We start from the raw sequence: 22459 nt of genomic DNA, 5'->3' as shown, positions 1-22459 counted from the left end.
GGCATGGGGATCGCACCGGAACGCCACCGTACGCATCTGGTCTGGGACTGGAACGGCACGCTGCTCGACGACAACACCGCCGTCGTCGGCGCGACCAACGCCGCGTTCGGCGAGATCGGCCTCGCGCCGATCACCGTGGAGCAGTACCGGGAGATGTACTGCATCCCGATACCCCGTTTCTACGAGCGGCTGATGGGCCGGCTCCCCACCGACGCCGAGTGGGAGCGCATGGACGGCGCCTTCCACCGCCACTACACCGAGCAGCGGGATGCCTGCGGGCTGACCGTCGGCGCCGCCGAGCTGATCGCCCAGTGGCAGCTGACCGGGCGGAGCCAGTCGATCATGAGCATGTACCAGCACGAGGAGCTGGTCCCCGTCGTGCGCGGATACGGCATCGAGCGGCACTTCGTGCGCGTCGACGGGCGCACCGGGCCGTCCGGCGGCAGCAAGGCGCAGTACATGGAGCGGCACCTCGCGGAGCTCGCGGCCCTGGACGGCATATCCCCGCGCCACACGGTCGTCATAGGTGACGCGGTGGACGACGCCCTGGCCGCCGCCCACGTCGGGGCCAGGGCGGTCCTCTACACGGGCGGCTCGCACAGCCGGGCCAGCCTGGAGAAGGCCGGTGTGCCCGTCGTGGACACCCTGGCCGAGGCCACGGCCCTCGCCGAGAGGCTCGCGGAGTAGGCAGCTCCTCGTCCGACGGGCCCCGCCCCGCCGCCCCGCTCCGGTCGGTCGCCGGGGCGGTCGAACGGTCGGAGCGGGCTGTCCGGAGTGTCTAATTACGCGGCCTTCTTTTGTACACATCCGGATCGTGACGGTGACGGGCGCGGGCGAGATAGCCTGGACCCCGTGATCAGCGCGATACGCCTCGGGGGCAGCGAAGCCCCCGGCCAGCGCCCGGAGTGCCACAGTGCCCGGGCCGTCCCGACTGATCCTTCCCGCCCGGCCCGAATGCCGAAAATGGCCAATAAGGTCCCGGGGATCTCTCATCGCGGCATAGCGTCGACCCAGACCGGAAACCCCGCGTCGTGGCGTTACGCCGACCTTTTCACCTACGTCACGCAACGGCGCGCGACAGGAGCCAGAGGACATGCAGACCAAGCTGGACGAAGCCAAGGCCGAGCTGCTCGCACGGGCCGCCAAGGTAGCTGACAACAGCCCGGGCGGTGGTGTCGGCGGGCCGGGCGGTGCCCCCCGGGTGCACGTCGCGGCCACCGGGGCCGACGGCGGCACGGGGGCCGGGCAGGAGCGATCCCGCGAGGACGTCCTGCTCTCCTATCTCCAGCGCTACTACCTCCACACGGCTCCCGAGGACATCGCGGGCCGGGACCCGGTCGACGTCTTCGGCGCCGCCTCCTCGCACTACCGGCTGGCCGAGGAGCGCCCCCAGGGCAAGGCGAACGTCCGCGTCCACACCCCGACCGTCGAGGAGAACGGCTGGACCTGCAGCCACTCCGTGGTCGAGGTGGTCACCGACGACATGCCCTTCCTGGTCGACTCCGTCACCAACGAGCTCTCCCGCCAGGGGCGCGGCATCCACGTCGTGATCCACCCGCAGGTCATCGTCCGGCGTGATCTGACCGGCAAGCTGGTCGAGGTCATCACCGAGGGCGCCGGCATCTCCACCGGCCCCCAGACCGGCCGGAAGAACGACAGGGGGGCGAAGGACGCCAAGGCCGGGCTGCCGCACGACGCGGTCGTCGAGTCCTGGATCCACGTCGAGATCGACCGCGAGACCGACCGCGCCGACCTCAAGCAGATCCAGAGCGACCTGCTGCGCGTCCTGTCCGACGTACGGGAGACCGTCGAGGACTGGGAGAAGATGCGGGACGCGGCGCTGCGCATCGCCGACGACCTGCCCGGCGAACCGCTGGACGACCTCGCCGACGACGAGGTCAACGAGGCCCGTGAGCTGCTGCGCTGGCTCGCCGCCGACCACTTCACCTTCCTCGGCTACCGCGAGTACGAGCTGAAGGACTCCGACGCGCTGGCCGCCGTCCCCGGCACCGGCCTCGGCATCCTGCGCTCCGACCCGCACCACAGCGAGGACGAGGCGCACCCGGTCAGCCCCTCCTTCGACCGGCTGCCCGCCGACGCCCGCGCCAAGGCCCGCGAGCACAAGCTCCTCGTCCTGACCAAGGCCAACAGCCGGGCGACCGTGCACCGCCCCAGCTACCTCGACTACGTCGGCGTGAAGAAGTTCGACGCCAAGGGCAACGTCGTCGGTGAGCGCCGGTTCCTCGGCCTGTTCTCGTCCGCCGCCTACACCGAGTCCGTGCGCCGGGTCCCCGTCATCCGCCGCAAGGTCGCCGAGGTGCTGGAGGGCGCGGGCTTCACGCCCCACAGCCACGACGGCCGCGACCTGCTCCAGATCCTGGAGACCTACCCGCGCGACGAGCTGTTCCAGACGCCCGTCGACCAGCTCCGCTCGATCGTCACCTCGGTGCTCTACCTCCAGGAGCGGCGCCGGCTGCGGCTCTACCTGCGCCAGGACGAGTACGGCCGCTACTACTCCGCGATCGTCTACCTGCCGCGCGACCGCTACACCACCGGTGTGCGCCTCCGGCTGATCGACATCCTCAAGGAGGAGCTGAACGGCACCAGCGTCGACTTCACCGCCTGGAACACCGAGTCGATCCTGTCCCGGCTGCACTTCGTCGTCCGGGTCGCCCCCGGCAGCGAGCTGCCGAGCCTCACCGACGCCGAGGCCGACCGCATCGAGGCCCGCCTGGTCGAGGCCGCCCGCTCCTGGGCCGACGGCTTCCAGGAGGCGCTGAACGCCGAGTGCGGCGAGGAGCGCGCCGCCGAACTGCTGCGCCAGTACGGGCACTCGTTCCCCGAGGGCTACAAGGCCGACCACTCCGCGCGCGCCGCCGTCGCCGACCTGATCCACCTCGAAGCCCTCAAGGAGAACGAGCGGGACTTCTCCCTCAGCCTGTACGAACCGGTCGGCGCCACTCCCGGCGAGCGCCGCTTCAAGATCTACCGCACCGGCGAGCAGGTCTCGCTGTCCGCCGTCCTCCCCGTCCTCCAGCGGCTCGGCGTCGAGGTCGTGGACGAGCGCCCGTACGAGCTGCGCTGCGCGGACCGTACGCACGCCTGGATCTACGACTTCGGGCTGCGGATGCCGCGGGCCACCGCCAACGGCGGCTACCTGGCAGACGGGGCGCGCGAGCGGTTCCAGGACGCCTTCGCCGCGGTGTGGACCGGCGAGGCGGAGAACGACGGCCTCAACGCCCTGGTGCTGAGCGCCGGTCTCGACTGGCGGCAGGCCATGGTGCTGCGCGCCTACGCGAAGTACCTGCGCCAGGCCGGTTCCACGTTCAGCCAGGACTACATGGAGTCCACCCTCCAGAACAACGTCCACACCACCCGGCTGCTGGTCTCGCTCTTCGAGGCCCGGATGTCGCCGGGGCGCCAGAGCGCGGGCACCGAGCTGATCGACGGGCTCCTCGAAGAGCTCGACGGCGCCCTCGACCAGGTCGCCTCGCTGGACGAGGACCGCATCCTGCGGTCCTTCCTCACCGTCATCAGGGCGACCCTGCGCACCAACTTCTTCCAGCACGCGGACAGCGGCCGGCCGCACGCGTACGTGTCGATGAAGTTCGACCCGCAGTCCATCCCGGACCTGCCCGCGCCCCGCCCGGCGTTCGAGATCTGGGTCTACTCGCCGCGCGTGGAGGGCGTCCACCTGCGCTTCGGCAAGGTCGCCCGCGGTGGTCTGCGCTGGTCGGACCGGCGCGAGGACTTCCGTACCGAGATCCTCGGCCTGGTCAAGGCGCAGATGGTGAAGAACACCGTCATCGTGCCGGTCGGCGCCAAGGGCGGCTTCGTCGCCAAGCAGCTCCCGGACCCCTCCGCGGACCGGGACGCCTGGATGGCCGAGGGCATCTCCGCCTACCGCACCTTCATCTCGGCGCTGCTCGACATCACGGACAACATGGTGGCCGGCGAGGTCGTGCCGCCCAAGGACGTCGTCCGCCACGACGAGGACGACACCTACCTCGTCGTCGCCGCCGACAAGGGCACCGCGAAGTTCTCCGACATCGCCAACGAGGTCGCCGTCGACTACGGCTTCTGGCTCGGCGACGCGTTCGCCTCCGGCGGTTCGGCGGGTTACGACCACAAGGGCATGGGCATCACCGCCCGCGGCGCCTGGGAGTCCGTCAAGCGGCACTTCCGGGAGCTCGGCCACGACACCCAGACCGAGGACTTCACCGTCGTCGGCGTCGGCGACATGTCGGGTGACGTCTTCGGCAACGGGATGCTGCTCTCCGAGCACATCCGGCTCGTCGCCGCCTTCGACCACCGGCACATCTTCATCGACCCGACGCCGGACGCCGCGACCTCCTACGCGGAGCGGCGCCGCCTCTTCGACCTGCCGCGCAGCTCCTGGGCCGACTACGAAAAGGAGCTGATCTCCGCGGGCGGCGGCGTCCACCCGCGCAGCGCCAAGTCCATCCCGGTCAACGCCCACATGCGCGAGGCGCTCGGCATCGAGCCCGGCGTCGCCAAGATGACGCCCGCCGAGTTGATGCAGGCCATCCTCAAGGCCCCCGTCGACCTGGCGTGGAACGGCGGCATCGGCACGTACATCAAGTCCTCCGCCGAGTCGAACGCGGACGTCGGCGACAAGGCCAACGACGCGATCCGCGTCAACGGCGCGGACCTGCGCGCCAAGGTCGTCGGCGAGGGCGGGAACCTCGGCGCCACCCAGCTCGGCCGGATCGAGTTCGCCCGGGCCGGCGGCCGGATCAACACCGACGCGATCGACAACAGCGCCGGTGTGGACACCTCTGACCACGAGGTGAACATCAAGATCCTGCTCAACGGCCTGGTCCGGGACGGCGACATGACCGTCAAGCAGCGCAACAAGCTGCTCGCCGAGATGACCGACGAGATCGGCCACCTGGTGCTGCGCAACAACTACGCGCAGAACACGGCCCTCGCCAACTCGGTCGCGCAGGCGCCCTCGCTGCTCCACGCCCAGCAGCGCTTCATGCGCCGGCTCGGCCGCGACGGCTCTCTCGACCGGGCGCTGGAGTTCCTGCCCACCGACCGGCAGATCCGTGAGCTGCTGAGCGCCGGCAAGGGGCTCAGCCAGCCGGAGCTGGCCGTGCTCCTCGCGTACACGAAGATCACGGCGGCGCAGGAGCTGATCGGGACCAGCCTGCCGGACGACCCGCACCTGCAGAAGCTGCTGCACGCCTACTTCCCGCAGCAGTTGCGCGAGCGCTACTCCGAGGCGGTCGACGCTCACGCCCTGCGGCGCGAGATCATCACCACGGTCCTGGTGAACGACACGGTCAACAGCGGCGGTTCGACCTTCCTGCACCGGCTGCGGGAGGAGACCGGCGCCTCGATCGAGGAGATCGTGCGGGCGCAGTTCGCGGCCCGCGAGATCTTCGGGCTCAGCCAGGTGTGGGACGTCGTCGAGGCCCTCGACAACGAGGTCGCCGCCGACGTCCAGACCCGTATCCGGCTGCACTCGCGCCGGCTCGTGGAGCGCGGTTCGCGCTGGCTGCTCGGCAACCGGCCGCAGCCGCTGGCGATCAGCGAGACGGTCGACTTCTTCCGTGACGGCGTCGAGCGGGTCTGGGCCGCGCTGCCCAAGATGCTGAAGGGTGCCGACCAGGAGTGGTACCAGGGCATCCTGAACGAGCTCACCGAGGCGGGCGTCCCGGACGAGCTGGCGCAGCGCGTCGCCGGCTTCTCGTCCGCCTTCCCGGCGCTCGACATCGTGGCGATCGCCGACCGCACGGGCAAGGAGCCGCTGGCCGTCGCCGAGGTGTACTACGACCTCGCGGACCGGCTGGGGATCACGCAGCTGATGGACCGGATCATCGAGCTGCCGCGGGCCGACCGCTGGCAGTCCATGGCCCGGGCGTCCATCCGCGAGGACCTGTACGCGGCGCACGCGGCGCTCACCGGCGACGTGCTGAGCGTGGGCAACGGGTCCTCCTCGCCGCAGGAGCGGTTCGAGGCGTGGCAGGAGAAGAACGCGGCGATCCTGGCCCGGTCGCGCTCCACGCTGGAGGAGATCCAGGGCTCGGACGCGTTCGATCTGGCGAACCTGTCGGTGGCGATGCGGACGATGCGGACGCTGTTGCGTACGCACGTGTAGGCGTGCGGGTGCGGTGAGGGCGAGGCGGCTGCCGGGTGCGTCCCGGTGGCCGTTTCGTCCTCAAGCGCCGGACGGGCTGGAGAGGCGTCCTCAAGCGGCGGACGGGCTTAAAGGATGTCCTCAAGCGCCGGACGGGCTGGCGGGGACGGGCGGGCTCGAAAGGTGTCCTCAAGCGCCGGACGGGCTGGAGGCGCCGGACGGGTGGGAGGGGGCGGGTGGGCTTGGGAAGGGTTCTCAGGCGCCGGGGCGGGGGGAGCGGGTGGATTTCTCGTATTCCGCGACCACTTCCTCCGCCGGGCCGTCCATGCGTAGTGTGCCGGCCTCCAGCCAGAGGGCTCGGTCGCAGGTCTCGGTGATCGACTTGTTGGTGTGGCTGACCAGGAACACCGTGCCGGCCCGGCGGCGCAGTTCGATGATCCGGTCCTTGCTGCGGCGCTGGAACCGCGCGTCGCCCGTCGACAGGGCCTCGTCGATCAAGAGGACGTCGTGGTCCTTCGCGGCGGCGATCGAGAAGCGGAGGCGGGCGCCCATGCCGGAGGAGTACGTGCGCATCGGCAGGGTGATGAAGTCGCCCTTCTCGTTGATGCCGGAGAAGTCGACGATCTCCTGGTAGCGCTCGCGGACCTCCGCACGGGTCATGCCCATCGCGAGGCCGCCGAGCACGACGTTGCGTTCGCCGGTCAGGTCGCTCATGAGCGCCGCGTTGACACCGAGCAGCGAGGGCTGTCCGTGGGTGTGGACGCGGCCCTTCGTGGCGGGCAGCAGGCCGGCGATGGCTTTCAGCAGGGTGGACTTCCCCGAGCCGTTGGAGCCGATCAGCCCGATCGCCTCCCCCTTGTACGCGGCGAAGCTGACGCCCTTCACGGCGTGCACCTCGCGCACCCCCGGGCTCTGCCGGCGCGAGGCGAGCCGGCTCAGCGCCGAGGTGGCGCTGCCCCTGCCGGTGCGGGCGCCGTTGACCTTGTACGTGATGTGGACGTCGTCGACGACGACGGTCGGGACCGCGGAACCCGTGTGCTCAGCCACGTCCGTAACTCTCCTCGGCCTTCCAGAAGTAGATGAAGCCGCCCACGCCGGCCAGCAGCGCCCAGCCCGCGGCGACCGCCCATACGTGCGGGGGCAGTTGGCCCGCGCGGAAGCTGTCGACGAGCGCGAACCGCATGAGGTCGATGAAGACGGCCGCCGGGTTGACCTCCAGGGCGAGCTTCACCAGGTGCGGGACACGGTCGCCCCGCAGCATCGTGTCCATGCTCCACATCACGCCGGACGCGTACATCCAGGTGCGCAGGATGAACGGGGTGAGCTGGGCGATGTCCGGGGTGCGCGCGGCCAGGCGGGCCATGACCATCGAGACGCCGGTGTTGAAGACGGCCTGGAGGGCCAGGGCCGGCACCGCGAGCAGCCAGGACGGGCGCGGGTACTGGCCGAAGGCCAGAAGGATCAGGGTCAGCGCGCCCAGCGAGAAGAGCAGCTGCTGGAGCTGTTGCAGGGCGAGCGCGATGGGCAGCGAGGCGCGCGGGAAGTGCAGCGCCCGGACCAGCCCGATGTTGCCGCTGATGGCGCGGGTGCCGGCGGTGATCGAGGAGCTGGTGAAGGTCCAGATGAAGACGCCCGTGACCAGGAACGGGACGTAGTCCGGCACGCCGTGCTTGGTCTTCATCAGGATGCCGAAGATGAAGTAGTAGACCGTCGCGTTGAGCAGCGGGGTCATGATCTGCCAGATCTGGCCGAGCTTCGCCTGGCTGTACTGGGCGGTGAGCTTGGCGGTGGCGAAGGCCGTGATGAAGTGCCGCCGCCCCCACAGCTGCCGTACGTACGCGGGCAGGGAGGGCCGCGCCCCGCTCACGGTCAGGCCGTGCCGGGCGGCGAGGGCCGCCAGCTCGCCCGATCCGTAGGCGGGCGGAGCGAGGGGCGGCGAGGCGTCCGCCGGGGCCTGGGCTGTTGTCTGGCTCACCACGATCGCTTTCGACGGGAGGCGGGGAAGCGGGCAGGAGGGAGGATCGATCGCACGGCGACGGGACGGGTCCGTATCGTCGCTACGCCGAGGGTAGGACGCCGCGACGCCGGAACGCAACCGTTTCGTCGTCGCGGACTATGCTTCGGTCATGACCACCGACCCCGGAAGCCGCCGCCGAGCCCCGGCGGGAGCCGCCGTCCTGCGCGAGGACGTGACCGACGCCATCCGCAGCGCGGTGTTCGCGGAGCTGGCCGCGGTCGGCTTCGCGCGGATGTCCATCGAGGGCATCGCCCGGCGGGCGGGCGTCGGCAAGACCGCCGTCTACCGGCGCTGGAAGTCCAAGCTGCACCTGGTCCTGGACCTGGTCTCCGCCGTTGCCGCGCAGGGCATGCCCGCCCCGGCCACCGGCTCGCTCGACGGGGACGTGCGCGCCGTGCTCGAACTGGCCGCGTACGCCCTGCGCCATCCGCTGGCCTCCCAGGTCATCCCGGACCTCCTGGTCGAGGCGGCCCGGAACCCGGAGATCTCCGACGCCATCAAGGCCGCCCTGCTCGACCCGCAGCAGGGCGTCGCCGCGGTGGTCGTCCGGGACGCCGTCGCCCGCGGTGAGCTGCCCCCGGACAGCGACCCCGACCGTGCCCTCGACCTGATCGTCGGCCCGCTCTACTGGCGGCTCGCGGTGGTCCGCGGAGAGCTGCCGCCCGGATACCTGGACGACCTCGCCGCCTCGGCCGTGGCCGCCCTCACACACCGGGCGGACCCCGACGGGTGACGTCTCGATCATGTGTCCGAGCGTGCTTGTAGGGGTCACCCTTCCATCGGTTAGTCTGGTGGGCGGGCCGCCCACCGGGCCTTCCGGAGCACGCGTTCACCGTGCACCAGGACCGCCCGGGCGAAGCCCCGGGCAGGCGAGCACGGTGCAGGCGTAGTCACTCGTTCGGGACCGTAACCGGTGACCCCCGACCGTCCATACGGTTGAGCCCTACGGATAGCCAGGCCCTTGATGAACGGACGTGCTCAACATGCCGCCACGGCTCAGTGTCGTTGTCCCCGTCTACAACGTGGAACTCTTCCTGACGGACTGCCTTAAGTCCCTCGCGGAGCAGACCATGACCGACCTCGAGGTGGTGATGGTCGACGACGGGTCCACCGACGGCAGTGCCGCTCTGGCCGCCGAATTCGCCGCGCGGGACGACCGCTTCAAGCTGGTCAGCCAGAAGAACGGCGGACTGGGGCACGCCCGTAACACCGGTGTCCGCAACTGCGATCCGGAGAGCCGCTACCTGGCCTTCGTCGACAGCGACGACGTCATCCCGCCGAACGCGTACGAACTGCTCGTCGGCGCCCTGGAGGAGACCGGCTCGGACCTCGCGTCCGGCAACGTGCTGCGCCTGCGGGCCGGCGGCAAGCTCCAGCAGTCGCCGATGTTCCGCAAGCCGATGGCCACCACCCGGATGCGCACCCACGTCTCGCGCGACCTGGAACTCCTCGGCGACCGGATCGCCTGCAACAAGGTCTTCCGCCGCTCCTTCTGGGACGAGAACGAGTTCGCCTTCCCGGTCGGCGCGCTGTACGAGGACATCCCCGTCGTGCTGCCCGCCCACTTCCTGGCCAAGTCGGTCGACATCGTCAAGGACCCCGTCTACCACTGGCGCGACCGCCCCGGCTCGATCACCACCAGCCGGGCCGTCGTCCGCGGCATCCGCGACCGCGTCGCGCACGTGCAGGGCGTCTCGACCTTCCTGGCTCAGAACCGCCCGCCCGAGGACAAGAACCACTACGAGGCCCACGCCCTGGCCAACGACCTCTGGTACTTCATGGAGGTCCTGCCCGACGGCGACGAGGAATACCGGGCCGCCTTCCTCACGTACACCAACAAGTTCATCGACCAGGTCGACCCGTCGGTGCTCGACGGCCTTCCGTTGCGCCTGCGCGTGATGTGGTACCTGGTGCGCGAGCACCGCATGGACGAACTGCTCGCGCTGCTCATCCAGGACAAGCGCGAGCCCGGCGCCTTCGAGGTCAGCGGCATGCGCCGCCGCCAGGCCAACTACCCCGTCCTCACCAAGCCCGTGCCCGCCCCGGTGCTGCGCGTCGCCGACCGCGACCTGCCGCTCGCCGCCCGGCTGCGCGACGCCCAGTGGCGCGACGGCAAGCTGCACCTCAAGGGCTACGCGTACGTCCGCAACCTGCCCGTCACCTCCGGGCCCAGCGAGTTCCGGATCGGCTGGCTGCGCGCCGGCCGGCGCAACGTCGTCCCGCTGCGGCTGCGCCGGGTCGACGAGCCCGAGGCCACCGCCCGCGCCCGCCAGAGCCTGCACGACTACCACCGGTCCGGCTTCGAGACCTCCGTGGACGCCTCCAAGCTCCGCATCCAGGCCGACGGCGGCCCCAAGCAGCTCACCTGGCAGTTCGAGGTCGGCATCGCCCGGGGCGGCCTGCTGCGCCGCGCCTTCCCGTCCGTCCGCGAGGCGTCCGTCGCGCCGCCCGTCCACCGCCCCGACGGCGACCACCGCATCGTGCCCGCCTTCGACGGCGACAAGCTGGTGCTGCACGCCGAGCGCGTCGACGCCCGGTTCGAGACCCACGGCGCGGGCGCCGAGGCCGGCACCGTGCGGGTCACCGGCGTGGTGCGATCCCGCCTCGTCAAGGGCGAGTTGACGCTGCGTCTGACGCACGGCGCCACCAAGACCACCTACGAGGTCCCCGCCACCGTGGGCGGGGGCGCGGGACCCGCCGCCGGCTGGAGCCGCTTCACCGCCGACCTCCCGCTCGCCGCGATCGAGGAGGCCCGCCCCACCGGGGACGAGGCGCCCAGGAGCATGTCGTACAGCGTCCACCTGACCGGCCCCAAGGGCCTGAAGGCGTCGCTCGACACGCCGGGTGCGGTGCTGCCCGGCCGCTACCCGCTCGCCGACGCCGACGGCGTCCGCCACGAGCTGGGCTTCGTCGCCAGCGCGCGCGGCAACCTGGTGATCAGCGACCGCCCCGTGCAGCCCGCCGTCGAACTGGCGAGCTGGACGGACGACGGCCGGCTGTTCCTGGAGGGCACGTTCCCCGAGGACCCGGAGCACCCGGTCGAGCTGGTGGCGCAGAACAGCAGCCACCGCGAGGAGCAGATCTTCCCGGTCGAGTTCACCGGACCCGAGGACGCGCGCCGCTTCCGCGCCGAGCTGCGGCCCGACGCCGTCGAGGGTCCCGGCGGCGCGCTGCCGCTGGGCGAGGGCAACTGGTACTTCTTCTTCCGGGACAAGGGCGCCGCCGACGAGAGCGGTGACCGCGCGCTGCGCATCCCCGCCTCGGCCTTCCACACCCTGCCCGTCACCCGCCGCCTCTCCGGCCGCGACTACACCCTGGAACGGCGCTTCGGGGACCAGCTCCTGGTCGTCTCCGGCTCCGTGCTCAGCGCCGCCGAACGCGGCCCGCGCGCCAAGCGGCTGCTGAGCGAGGCGTACGCGGCCCAGCGCACCGAACCGGTGCGCGCCGCCGCCCTCTACAGCACCTTCGACGGCCGCCAGTTCTCCGACTCGCCGCGCGCCGTCTACGAGGAGCTGGTGCGCCGGGGCACCGAGGTGGAGCACCTGTGGGTCGTCCGCGACCAGCAGGCGGTCATCCCCGAGGGCGCGACGGCCGTCGAGCACGGCTCCGTCGCCTGGCACGAGGCGCTGGCCCGCAGCCGCTACATCGTCACCAACACGCAGCTGCCCGAGTGGTTCGTGCGGCGCGAGGACCAGACCGTCGTCCAGACCTGGCACGGCACCCCGCTCAAGCGCATCGGCCTCGAACTCGCGGGCACGGCCCAGGCGAACGCCGCCTACATCGCGACCCTCGCCGACCGGGCCAAGCAGTGGGACTTCCTGGTCTCGCCGAACACGTACTCCACCCCCGTCCTGCGCCGCTCGTTCGGCTTCGAGGGCGAGGTGCTGGAGTGCGGCTACCCGCGCAACGACATCTTCCACGCCGCCGACCGCGCCAAGGTCGCCGCGGCGGTACGGGAGAAGCTCGGCATCCCGGCCGGCAAGCGCGTCGTGCTGTACGCGCCGACGTGGCGCGAGGACCAGCGCCTGGGCGGCGGCCGCTACTCGCTGGGCCTCCAGCTCGACCTGGCCGCCGCCGAGCGCGAACTCGGCGACGACACCGTCCTGCTGGTGCGCCGTCACTACATGGTCACCGACCGGCTCCCGGACAGCGGCACCGGCTTCGTCCGCGACGTCTCGCGCTACCCGGACGTCGGCGAACTCATGCTCATCAGCGACGCCCTGGTCACCGACTACTCCTCGCTGATGTTCGACTTCGCCCAGACCGGGCGGCCGATGCTCTTCCACACCTACGACCTGGAGCACTACCGCGACACGCTGCGCGGATTCAGCTTCGACTTCGAGTCGCGGGCGCCCGGCCCCCTGATCCCGGGCTCCGACGACCTGATCGCGGCGCTGCGCGACCCCGAGCGCGCCATCGCGGGACACGCCAAGGCGTACGAGCAGTTCCGGCACGACTTCTGCGACCTCGACGACGGCCGGGCGACCGCCCGGGTGGTCGACCGCATGCTGTAGTCCACCCGCCCCGCACCCAGGGGATCGTCCCGTGCCCGGCCGGTACCGCCACCGGCCGGGCACCGGTGTGTCCGGGGCAGGGGTTTACGCGACGGTGACGGTTCGGTGCGTTGCTTAACGTCGCCTCCTTGCTACGTTCTGTTTTCATGGGTATCCGAATGTGGGGCGAAACAGACGTGCGGCGGGCCGGAACCGCCGTGCTCGCCGCGGCGACCGCCGGCCTCCTCACCCGCATGATCATCGCGGCCAACTCGCCCGGCCCGGCCGATGTGCGCATCTTCCGGGGGTTCGCGAAGGCCATCACCGTGTACGGCCCCGTCCGCATCTACGAGCACCCGCTCCCCGGACTGCCCGTCTACAACCACCCGCCGCTGGCCGGCTGGATGCTGATGGGGCTCAACAGCCTCACCGACCTCGGGTTCTCCTTCGCCACGCTGATCAGACTCCCCGCGTCGGCCGCCGACTTCTGCTGCGCGCTCCTCGTGTTCGAGATCGTCCGCCGCCGCGCCGCCCTGCGCACCGCGATGCTCTGCGGCATCGGCGTCGCCGTCAGCCCGGTGCTCATCGCCACCTCCGGCTACCACGGCAACACCGACGCGGTCGCCATCGCCTTCGCCCTGGCCGCCGCCCACCTGCTGGCCGACCGGAAGTCACCGCTGGCGGCGGGGGTGGCCGCCGCGCTCTCGATCAGCGTCAAGTTCATCCCGGTGGTGGTGATCCCGGCCCTGTTCGTGGCCGCGCTGCGCGGCGGGCGCCCGGTCCTGGTCCGCTTCGCCGCCGGCTTCGCGGGCCTCGCCGCGCTCGTGTGGGGGCCGGCCCTGGTCACCGTGCCGCTGCATCTGGAGCGCAACGTCATGGAGTACGCGGGCGGCAGCTACCGGCTGTGGGGTCTCGTGCGGTTCGCGGACGTCCTCGGGCTGCCCGAGCCGGTCATCGCCTTCATGCAGGGCGGCGGCCACTTCCTCTTCGTGCTGGTCTGCGTGGCCGCCGGAATCCGGCTCGCCTGGCTGCGGCCGGACCGGCTCCCCGGTGTCGTCGCCCTCACCCTGGGCCTGCTGCTGCTCCTGTCCACCGCCTCCGGCCTCCAGTACCTGACCTGGGCGGCCGCCGGCATGTTCGTCCTCGGACCGGTGGAGGGGTTCGCGTACAGCACGGTCGTCGGCCTGGTCGCCGTGCTCGGCTACAGCGGGCGCTCCGCCGTCCGCTGGAGCGAACCCGTGCTGTACCTGGGCGCCGCCGGCTGGCTCGTACTGGCGGTCGGCCTCGCCACCGGCGTACGCCGGATCCTCGCGGACACCGGCCCTGTTCATCCGTCGACCGAACCCGCACCCCGAGCGCAACTGGAGAACGCCCCGTGAAGGAAAGCCCGAGTCCCAGGATCGGCATCCTGGTGGTCGCGTACAACGCGGAGACAACGCTGGAGAACACGCTCGACCGGATTCCGGAGGACTTCCGGTCCCGGATCGACGAAATCCTCATTCTCGACGACGCGAGCCACGACGCGACCTTCACCGCGGGCTGCCGCTGGTCGCAGGCCGAGGGAATGCCCCGGACCGTGGTGATGCGGCACACCAAGAACCTCGGCTACGGCGGAAACCAGAAGGCCGGATACGCGCTGGCCGCCGACCACGGACTGGACATCGTCGTGCTGCTGCACGGCGACGGGCAGTACGCCCCCGAACTGCTCCCGGAGATGGTCGCACCCATCGAACGCGGCGAGTGCGAAGCCGTGTTCGGGTCACGGATGATGACGTCCGGCAGCGCCCTCAAGGGCGGCATGCCGATGTACAAGTGGCTCGGCAACCGCATCCTCACCCGGCTGGAGAACGGCCTGCTCGGCTCGGAGCTGACCGAATTCCACTCCGGTTACCGCGCCTACAGCGTCGACGCCCTGAAGAAGCTGCCGATCGACCGGAACACCGACGCCTTCGACTTCGACACCCAGATCATCGTCCAACTGCTGGACGCGGGCATGCGGATCAAGGAGATCCCGGTGCCCACGTACTACGGCGACGAGATCTGCTACGTCAACGGCATGAAGTACGCCAAGGACGTCGTCAAGGACGTCCTCGAATACCGGCTGGCCGTCAAGGGGTTCGGGACCTGCCCCTGGATTCCCAAGCCCGTCGAGTACGCCTTCAAGGCGGGCGACGGCTCCTCGCACGCCGTCATCCTGGAGAAGATGCGCGAGCTGCCGCCCGGCCGCGTCCTCGACCTCGGCTGCTCCGGCGGCCTGTTCGCCGAGCGCCTGGAGTCCCTGGGGCACGAGGTGACCGGCGTGGACTACGTCGAGGTGCCGGGCGTCCGCGAGAAGTGCGCCCACTTCCACCTCGCCAACCTGGAGGAGGGGCTGCCCGCCGGGGTCGGCACCGGCTTCGACTACGTCGTGGCCGGTGACGTCATCGAGCACCTCTCCCGTCCCGAACAGCTCCTCGCCGAGGTCGCCGGCGTGCTGCGGCCCGGCGGCCGGGTGCTGCTGTCGGTGCCCAACTTCAGCCACTGGTACTCCCGGCTGCGGGTCGCCGTCGGGGCCTTCGGCTACGACCGCCGCGGCATCCTCGACGAGACGCATCTGCGCTTCTTCACCCGGGCCAGCCTGCGCCGCACCGTCCGCGCCGCCGGATACGACGTCCTGGACCTCGCGTCCACCGGGGCGCCGTTCTGGTCGCTGCTCGGCCGGGGACCGCTCGCCGCGGTGCTCGGCGGAATGTCGCGGCTGCTGACCCGCATCCGGCCGACGCTGTTCGGCTATCAGCACGTCGCACTGCTCACCCCGCATGCGGCCGAGACGATCATCGCTGGAGAGCACGTCGATGTACAGGACATCCTCAACCGACAGTACGTCCCCGCCGACCGGGTCGGTGTCTGAGGCGCCCCGCCCCGGGCCCGCAGCGGCCCCGGCGCCCGAGCCCCCCGCCCCCGCAGTCAGGAGCAAGGCCATGACCCTCCCCAGTGTGCTGCTGCTCCTGTTCGCCGTGTTCTCGTCGGCGGGCGGCCAGATCATGCTCAAGCACGGGATGAAGGGCGCAGCGGCCGCCGCCGGGCGGGACGGCGGCTCCGTGGCGCTGCGCGCCGCGGGCAGCCCCTGGGTGGTGCTCGGCCTGGTGGTCTTCGCGGTGTCCGCGCTCGCCTGGATGACGACGCTGGCCAAGGTGCCGCTCTCCGTCGCGTACCCCTTCAACGCGCTGGGCTACCTGCTGATCGTGCTCGCCGGGGCGACCGTGCTGCACGAGCGGACCTCGCTGTGGACCTGGGGCGGCTCGCTGCTCGTGGTGGTCGGCCTGGTCACGGTCATGGCCGGTCAGCAGGGCTGAGCCCGCACGACGCCGAAGGGCCCGCCGCCGGAACGTTCCGGTGGCGGGCCCTTCGGCATGTGTGTGCTCGTCAGACGGTCCCGGGGGCGGGCGGCTCCTCGCCCAGCAGGACCCGGCGCACCACGCGCTCGGCGGCGCGGCCGTCGTCGTACGGGCAGAAGCGCTCCTTGAACGCCTTCAGCAGCGCCTCGTTCTCCGGGCTGTTCCAGCTGCCGTCGGTGAAGACCGCCGCCAGCTCCTCGGTGGTCGTGGCGACCGCGCCCGGGGTCTCGCCCGGCTCGCCGGACAGCAGGTCGAAGACGACACCGCGCACCGTGCGGTACGTCTCCCAGTCCGGGGCGTGGATGACGATCGGGCGGCCCAGGTGGGCGTAGTCGAACATCACCGACGAGTAGTCCGTGATCAGCGCGTCCGCCGCCAGGCACAGGTCCTCGACGCGGGGGTACGTGGAGACGTCGATGACCGACGCGTTCTCGGGGAGCCCCGCCCCGCCGTAGAAGTAGTGGGCGCGCATGAGGACCACCGTGTCCGGGCCGACGGCCGCGCAGAACGTGTCCAGGTCCAGGCGGTTGGTGAAGCCGGACTCGTAGTCGCGGTGGGTCGGCGCGTACAGCAGGGCCCGCTGGCCGGGGCGGATGCCGAGGTCCTCGCGGATCTTGGCGATCTGCTCCTCGGTGGCCGTCGCGAAGACGTCGTTGCGCGGGTAGCCCGTCTCCAGCGCACGCGCGGCGCTCGGGTAGGCGCGGGACCACACCTCGGTGGAGTGCGGGTTGGCGGAGACGCTCCAGTCCCAGCGGTCGACGCGCTTGAGCAGCCGGTCGAAGTTGAGCCCCTGGGCGGCCGCCGGGTAGTTCTGCTGGTCCATGCCCATGATCTTCAGCGGGGTGCCGTGATGGGTCATGACATGGATCTGGCCGGGGCGCTTGACCAGGTGGTCGGGGAAGTTGACGTTGTTGAAGAAGTACGTGGCGCGCGCCAGCACCGACCAGTAGCGGCGGGTCCCGGGCACCACGTAGTCGATGCCCTTGGGCAGCGAGTCCACCTGGTTCTTCGACACCACCCACACCCCGTGGATGTCCGGGGCCAGCTCCTTGGCCTTGCGGTAGATCGCCTCGGGGTTGCAGCTGACGCCGCGGTTCCAGTAGGCGGCGTACACGGCGAGCTTGGGGTCGAGCGGGAGCTTGCGCTGCGCCTTGTAGTAGCGCGCGGTGAACGACTTCTTCGCCTTGGCCCGGGCCGTGGTGGGCGCGGAGCGCAGACTGCGGCGGGTGGCGAGCGCGGTGTCCAGGGCGCCGAGCGCGGCGTACTTGCCGCCGCCCATCAGCTGCGGGCGCAGGCCCTTGGCGCCGCCGGGGAACGTGAAGCCGTCCGGGCGGTGGGCGCTGTGGAAGGAGGCGACCGCGCTGACGTACTGACGGCGGCGCTTGGTCACCGTCTGGTAGGCGGACAGCAGCTCCTGGACGGCCCGGTCGAAGAGGAGGCCGCGCACCGGCTTCAGGGCCGGGCGCGCCTCGACGAAGGTCATCAGCCCGTCGTACGCGTCGACGAGCTCCAGCGGTGTCGTGCCGACCGCCGGCTCGGCGTCGTCCACGAGACCGGGCAGGTGGCGCTGCGTGCGGTGCTCGACGCAGGCCGTGTCCAGGGTGGCCACGGAGGCGGCGACGGCGACGGCCTCCAGCGCGTACATCCGCTCGCCGTGCGGGCCGGGGCCGAAGGTCAGGCTCTCGCGCTCGGCGAGGGTGCGGCGCATCGCCCGGTTCCAGGACACCGGGGCGATGTCGAGGAGGTCGGGGCGCTCGGCGAGGGTGAGCGGTCCCGCGGGCATCGCGGCCAGCTTCTCCAGCGAGCGGGTCGAGCGGGTCTTGCCGCGGAACGGGCGCTTGCGGTGGCCGAACAGCAGCACGTCCGGGTCGCCGGTGGACTCCAGCCGGTCGGCGATCGCCTGTAGCGCGCCGGGCAGGTGGATGTAGTGGCCCTCCAGGAAGAGGAGGTAGTCCCCGGTCGCCCGCTCGATGCCGGCGTTGCGCCGTCCGTGCGCGCCGGCGCCCGGCGCCAGGTGCACGGCCCGGACGCGGCTGTCGCGCGCGGCGAACTCGTCCAGAACCAGGCCGGAGCCGTCCGGAGCACCGTCGTCGACCCCGATGACCTCGATGTCCGTGAACGACTGGGAGAGCACCGACTCCAGGCACTCGCGCAGACTGCCTCGGGCGCGACGGACGGGGATGATGACACTCAGCCGGGGCATACGGACTCTTTCTCGGACTGTGCGTACTGGAAGGCACACAGCGTACTGGGGGTGCACTCCGCAGGACGGTCAGGGGGCGGGCAGACGTACGAGGATCGAAGAGACGGGCGCGTCGGGCCCGGATGCCTGGTCGACCGCGCGGCTGATGAAGGCCCCACTTATCATACTACCTGGGACAGTAAGTGGACCTTGGGCCATTCGGGACGCACGGGTGGATGCCGGGCGCCCCAATCTGTGCGCAGCGGTGCGGGGCGGCCCGCACCTGCCGGACCGCCCCGCACTGTCGCACACCCGCCTGTGTCCGGCCGGTTATTTGACCGCCCCCGCCATCACGCCCGAGACGAACTGGCGCTGGAAGGCGAAGAAGACGGCGAGCGGGATCACCATCGAGATGAAGGCGCCGGGCGCCAGCACGTCGATGTTGTTGCCGAACTGCCGCACCTGCTGCTGGAGCGCCACCGTGATCGGCGGGGACCCGGAGTCCGCGAAGATCAGCGCGACCAGCATGTCGTTCCAGACCCAGAGGAACTGGAAGATCCCGAGCGAGGCGATGGCCGGCCCGCCCAGCGGCATCACGACCCGGGTGAAGAGGCGGATCTCGCCCGCCCCGTCCAGCCGCGCCGCCTCCAGCAGCTCCCGGGGGATCTCCGCGAAGAAGTTGCGCAGCAGGAAGATCGCGAAGGGCAGGCCGAAGGCCGTGTGGAAGAGGATCACCCCGAGCGTCGTCTCGAAGATCCCGATCTCGCCGAACAGCTTCGACACGGGGATCAGCGCGACCTGCACCGGGACCACCAGCAGCCCCACGACCAGCAGGAACCACCAGTCCCGGCCGGGGAAGTCCATCCAGGCGAACGCGTACCCGGCGAACGAGCCGATCACCACCACCAGGACGGTGGAGGGCACGGTGATCAGGATGGTGCTGAACAGCGAGTGGGTGAACGTCGGGTTGTCCAGCAGCCGGGAGTAGTTGTCGAAGGTCAGCTCGGACGGAGCGGTGAATATCTTCCACCAGCCGGTCGACGCGATCCGTTCCGGGCTGCGCAGCGAGGACAGCAGCAGCCCGATGGTCGGCATCAGCCAGAACAGGCCCACCAGGATCAGGAAGACCCGCATCGCGCCGCCGCCCGCACGCGCCGCGATCCGTGCGCCCAGCGACCGCCGGGCCTTCACCGCGCCGGTCTCCGGGGCGCCGCCCGGCCCGGCGGGGGCGGTGGTGGCCGAGGGTGTCGTCATCGGCGCCCCTCCTTCCGTATCCGCCTGATGTTGAAGAGCATCACCGGAATCACCAGCAGCAGCAGGAGCACGGCGATGGCGCTGCCGACCCCCAGGTCCGCGTCCGTGCCGAACGAGGACCGGTAGAGCTGGAGCGCCAGCACGTTCGCGTCGTCCTGGGACGAGCCCGGCGCGATGATGAACACCAGGTCGAAGACCTTGAGCACGTTGATCATCAGCGTGACCAGCACCACCGCGAGGACCGGGGCGAGCATCGGCACGGTGATCCGGCGGAACACCTGCCACTCGTTGGCCCCGTCCACCCGGGCCGCTTCGAGGAGTTCGCGCGGCAGACCGGCGAGGCCCGCCGCGATCAGCACCATGGCGAAGCCCGCCCACATCCAGACGTAGCTCCCGATGATGCCGGGCGTCACGAGGGTCGGGCCGAGCCATTCCACGCCGTTGTACGGCTCCTTGAAGTTGGACGCCGGGAGCCGGAGTCCGGCGCCGTCCGCGGAGGCGGGCAGCGTGAACGTGCCGTCGGCGCCCGCCGTGGCCGATGCGACCACCTTGCCGTCCTTGACGGCCTCCACCTTGATGCCCTTGAGCCCCAGCTCCCTGGCGTCGATGACGTTGGGTCTGCCGCCGCCGCCCTGGGTGAAGTCCAGCCACGCGGTGCCGGTGATCTCTCCGCCGGACGCCGGACCCGGGGCCCTGGCCGGCTTCGCGTCACCGGGCATCTTGGCCGGAAGCACGCCGACCAGGGGGAGGTGGACCGGCTGCCCGGCCCGTACCGGCGTCTTCGTCACGAAGGCCCCGCCGCCCGCCGCCTTCAGCGGGTGGACGGGCAGCGGGTGCGCCTTGGGGAAGCCGGCCGACTGGGCGAACGTGTCGTGCACGCCCACCCACACCGCGTTGGCCACCCCGCGCTCCGGCGCCTGGTCGTACACCAGCCGGAAGATGATGCCCGCGGCGAGCATCGAGATCGCCATCGGCATGAAGACGACCAGCTTGAACGCCGTGCCCCAGCGTATGCGTTCGGTCAGCACCGCGAAGATCAGCCCGAGAGCGGTGGCGACCGTCGGCGCGAACACCACCCAGATCGCATTGTTCTTGACCGCCGTACGGATGGTGTCGTCCGTGAACAGCGCCTTGTAGTTGTCGATGCCGGCGAAGCCCGTACCCGCCTGGTCGAAGAACGACCGGTAGACGGAGTACACGATCGGGTACACCACCAGCGCCCCGAGCAGCACCAGCGCGGGCAGCAGGAAGAGCGCCGCGATCACCCTGCGGGTGCCCGTCACGCTCCGCCTGCCGCGCGCACCGGGGGAGCCGGACGGCGCGGGCCCGCCCTTCCTGGGGGCGGGTACCGAAGTCCCGCCGGAGGGTTGCCTGTCGGCGGGGAGCGCCTCGTCGGCGCCCCCCGCTGCCGCTGTCGTCATGCCGTCAGCTCTTGTACGCCTTGGCCGCCGCCGACTCCAGCGCGGCCTGGGTCCCAGCGATGTCCTTCGGGTTCTTCAGGAAGTCCTGGAGGATCTTCCACTCGCCCTTGCCGGGCGTCCCGCCGAACGACTGCGGAGTCTGGTCGGACATGTCGAACCGGACGGCGTCACCGGCCGCGATCAGCGCCTTCGCCATCGTGCGCTGCACCTCGTTGGGGTACGCGGCCGGGTCCAGCTCCTTGTTCGGTGAGATGAACCCGCCCTGCTCGGCGGCGATCTTCGCGGCGTCGGCGGAGGCCAGCCAGGTCAGCAGCGCCTGGGCGCCCTTGCCGTCCTTCAGCGCCACCGCCGCGTCGCCCCCGGTCACCACGGGCGACTCGGCGCCGACCGCGGGGAACGGGAAGACCTTCGCGTCCGTGCCGATCTTCGCCTTCGTCTGCCCGATGTTGACGGCGACGAAGTCGGCCTCGTAGACCATGGCGGCCTTGGGCTGGTCGCCGCCGGTGAAGGTCTGGGTGACCGACGTCGGGAACTCGGTCTGCAGCGCGCCGTCGGCGCCGCCCGCGATCAGGGACGGCTTGCCGAAGAGCTGGGCCAGCGAGGCCAGCGCGTCCTTGACGGACGGGTCCGTCCACTTGATCTTGTGCTGGGCCAGCTGGTCGTACTTCTCCGGGCCCGCCTGGGAGAGGTAGACGTTCTCGAACCAGTCGGTGAGCGTCCAGCCGTCCGCGCCGCCGACCGAGACCGGGGTGATGCCCGACGCGGACACCGTCTCGGCCGTCGCCAGGAAGTCCTTCCAGGTCTTCGGCTCGGACGCGCCCGCGTTCTTGAACGCCGCGGTGTTGTACCAGACCAGCGACTTGTTGGCGGCCTTGTAGTAGACGCCGTACTGGGTGCCGTCCACCGCGCCGAGGTCCTGCCAGACCTTCGCGTAGTTCTTGGTGAGCTGGGCCTTCGCCTCGTCACCGACCGGCTTGGCCCACTTCTTCGCGACGGCCTGCTGGATCGCGCCGACCTGCGGGATCACCGCGACGTCCGGCGGCTGCCCGCCCGCGATCTTCGTACCGAGGAAGTTGACTATCGGGTCCTGTGCCGGGACGAACGTCACCTTCGCGCCGGTGCGCTTCTCGAACTCCTTGAGGACCTTGACGAAGTTGGCCTGTTCGGCACCCGTCCAGACCGCGGCGACAGAGAGCTTCTCACCGTCCAGTTTCGGTAAAACGACGCTCGGCGCGGAGTCCTTGCCCGTCGTGGCGCCGCCGTCGTCCGTCTTCTTGTCTCCGCCGTCACCGTCGTCGCTGCAACCGGTGAGGGCCAGTGCGCCGATGGCGGCGAACACCACGGCTGCCCTGCGCATCCGAAGGGTTGTGCCCATTCCTGCCCCGTCTCTCTGTGCGCGTGCGCCGGTCCGGCGCCGGTCCTGAAAGCCGGTGCTGCCGGTCCCGCGTCACGTCGTCGTGTCCGCACAGTCCTACGCCCGGCGCTCGGGTGCCGCAATACCGTCTTCCGGCCCAAGTCCTTGATCGTGATGGGCTCGTGACGTCATCTCAGTGCAGGTATCCGGCCATTGGGGGACGAGGGGGCCGTGGAGCTCCAGCGCCGTTCAGGG

Annotated in this window: 13 protein-coding genes; 7 read left to right on the top strand and 6 right to left on the bottom strand. The window is 70.9% G+C overall.

Annotation, left to right across the window (positions count from 1 at the left end; genetic code table 11):
* Positions 1 to 3: 3 nt before the first annotated feature.
* Positions 4 to 687 (top strand): HAD family hydrolase, encoded by a 684-nt coding sequence (locus E6R18_RS19050; RefSeq protein ID WP_136318097.1) that lies wholly within the window; start codon positions 4 to 6, stop codon positions 685 to 687.
* Positions 688 to 1093: 406 nt separating this feature from the next.
* The gene (locus E6R18_RS19045; protein WP_136318096.1) at positions 1094 to 6127 is read left to right on the top strand and encodes an NAD-glutamate dehydrogenase; all 5034 of its coding nucleotides are present in this window, start codon (positions 1094 to 1096) and stop codon (positions 6125 to 6127) included.
* A 234-nt stretch (positions 6128 to 6361) separates the two neighbouring features.
* Here E6R18_RS19045 and E6R18_RS19040 read toward each other — a convergent pair whose 3' ends face one another.
* Positions 6362 to 7153: an ABC transporter ATP-binding protein gene (locus E6R18_RS19040; RefSeq protein WP_136318095.1), complete on the bottom strand. Its 792-nt coding sequence runs from the start codon at positions 7151 to 7153 to the stop codon at positions 6362 to 6364.
* On the bottom strand, positions 7146 to 8084 hold the full coding sequence (locus E6R18_RS19035; RefSeq protein ID WP_136318094.1) for an ABC transporter permease: 939 nt from the start codon (positions 8082 to 8084) through the stop codon (positions 7146 to 7148). The genes E6R18_RS19040 and E6R18_RS19035 overlap by 8 nt, the downstream gene beginning before the upstream one ends.
* A gap of 148 nt (positions 8085 to 8232) precedes the next feature.
* On the opposite strand from E6R18_RS19035, the gene E6R18_RS19030 reads away from it, so the two are divergent.
* From E6R18_RS19030 to E6R18_RS19010, 5 genes are all read left to right on the top strand, one after another.
* Positions 8233 to 8856, top strand: a complete 624-nt coding sequence (locus tag E6R18_RS19030; protein WP_136318093.1) for a TetR/AcrR family transcriptional regulator — start codon at positions 8233 to 8235, stop codon at positions 8854 to 8856.
* 241 nt (positions 8857 to 9097) lie between these two features.
* The gene (locus tag E6R18_RS19025; protein ID WP_136318092.1) at positions 9098 to 12637 is read left to right on the top strand and encodes a bifunctional glycosyltransferase/CDP-glycerol:glycerophosphate glycerophosphotransferase; all 3540 of its coding nucleotides are present in this window, start codon (positions 9098 to 9100) and stop codon (positions 12635 to 12637) included.
* A gap of 146 nt (positions 12638 to 12783) precedes the next feature.
* On the top strand, positions 12784 to 13995 hold the full coding sequence (locus E6R18_RS19020; protein ID WP_240799786.1) for a glycosyltransferase family 39 protein: 1212 nt from the start codon (positions 12784 to 12786) through the stop codon (positions 13993 to 13995).
* Entirely contained in the window at positions 13992 to 15506 is a 1515-nt protein-coding gene (locus tag E6R18_RS19015) for a methyltransferase domain-containing protein (protein ID WP_136318091.1), read from the top strand. The genes E6R18_RS19020 and E6R18_RS19015 overlap by 4 nt, the downstream gene beginning before the upstream one ends.
* A gap of 70 nt (positions 15507 to 15576) precedes the next feature.
* Positions 15577 to 15951 (top strand): EamA family transporter, encoded by a 375-nt coding sequence (locus E6R18_RS19010; protein ID WP_202453469.1) that lies wholly within the window; start codon positions 15577 to 15579, stop codon positions 15949 to 15951.
* Between the two features lie 70 nt (positions 15952 to 16021).
* On the opposite strand, the gene E6R18_RS19005 is transcribed toward E6R18_RS19010, so the two are convergent.
* From E6R18_RS19005 to E6R18_RS18990, 4 genes are all read right to left on the bottom strand, one after another.
* Positions 16022 to 18196 carry a bifunctional glycosyltransferase family 2 protein/CDP-glycerol:glycerophosphate glycerophosphotransferase gene (locus tag E6R18_RS19005; RefSeq protein WP_136318090.1) on the bottom strand — a complete coding sequence of 725 codons (2175 nt, stop codon included), beginning with the start codon at positions 18194 to 18196 and terminating at the stop codon, positions 16022 to 16024.
* Positions 18197 to 18505: 309 nt separating this feature from the next.
* Complete coding sequence (locus E6R18_RS19000) at positions 18506 to 19429, bottom strand: carbohydrate ABC transporter permease (RefSeq protein ID WP_206308318.1); 924 nt, start codon at positions 19427 to 19429, stop codon at positions 18506 to 18508.
* Positions 19426 to 20850, bottom strand: coding sequence for a sugar ABC transporter permease (locus E6R18_RS18995; protein WP_136318089.1), 1425 nt, complete (start codon positions 20848 to 20850; stop codon positions 19426 to 19428). The genes E6R18_RS19000 and E6R18_RS18995 overlap by 4 nt, the downstream gene beginning before the upstream one ends.
* A gap of 4 nt (positions 20851 to 20854) precedes the next feature.
* Entirely contained in the window at positions 20855 to 22225 is a 1371-nt protein-coding gene (locus E6R18_RS18990; protein ID WP_206308317.1) for an ABC transporter substrate-binding protein, read from the bottom strand.
* Positions 22226 to 22459 lie beyond the last annotated feature (234 nt).

This window comes from Streptomyces sp. A1277 (genome assembly GCF_004795015.1).
Lineage (GTDB): Bacteria > Actinomycetota > Actinomycetes > Streptomycetales > Streptomycetaceae > Streptomyces.
This window is presented reverse-complemented; position numbering and strand designations above follow the sequence as displayed.

What these genes read in the sequence shown, in the direction of transcription:
- E6R18_RS18995 (WP_136318089.1), bottom strand. Translation starts at nt 20,850, where the DNA reads ATGACGACAGCGGCAGCGGGGGGCGCCGACGAGGCGCTCCCCGCCGAC.
- E6R18_RS19010 (WP_202453469.1), top strand. Translation starts at nt 15,577, where the DNA reads ATGACCCTCCCCAGTGTGCTGCTGCTCCTGTTCGCCGTGTTCTCGTCG.
- E6R18_RS19045 (WP_136318096.1), top strand. Translation starts at nt 1,094, where the DNA reads ATGCAGACCAAGCTGGACGAAGCCAAGGCCGAGCTGCTCGCACGGGCC.
- E6R18_RS18990 (WP_206308317.1), bottom strand. Translation starts at nt 22,225, where the DNA reads ATGGGCACAACCCTTCGGATGCGCAGGGCAGCCGTGGTGTTCGCCGCC.
- E6R18_RS19000 (WP_206308318.1), bottom strand. Translation starts at nt 19,429, where the DNA reads ATGACGACACCCTCGGCCACCACCGCCCCCGCCGGGCCGGGCGGCGCC.
- E6R18_RS19030 (WP_136318093.1), top strand. Translation starts at nt 8,233, where the DNA reads ATGACCACCGACCCCGGAAGCCGCCGCCGAGCCCCGGCGGGAGCCGCC.
- E6R18_RS19020 (WP_240799786.1), top strand. Translation starts at nt 12,784, where the DNA reads ATGGGTATCCGAATGTGGGGCGAAACAGACGTGCGGCGGGCCGGAACC.
- E6R18_RS19005 (WP_136318090.1), bottom strand. Translation starts at nt 18,196, where the DNA reads ATGCCCCGGCTGAGTGTCATCATCCCCGTCCGTCGCGCCCGAGGCAGT.
- E6R18_RS19050 (WP_136318097.1), top strand. Translation starts at nt 4, where the DNA reads ATGGGGATCGCACCGGAACGCCACCGTACGCATCTGGTCTGGGACTGG.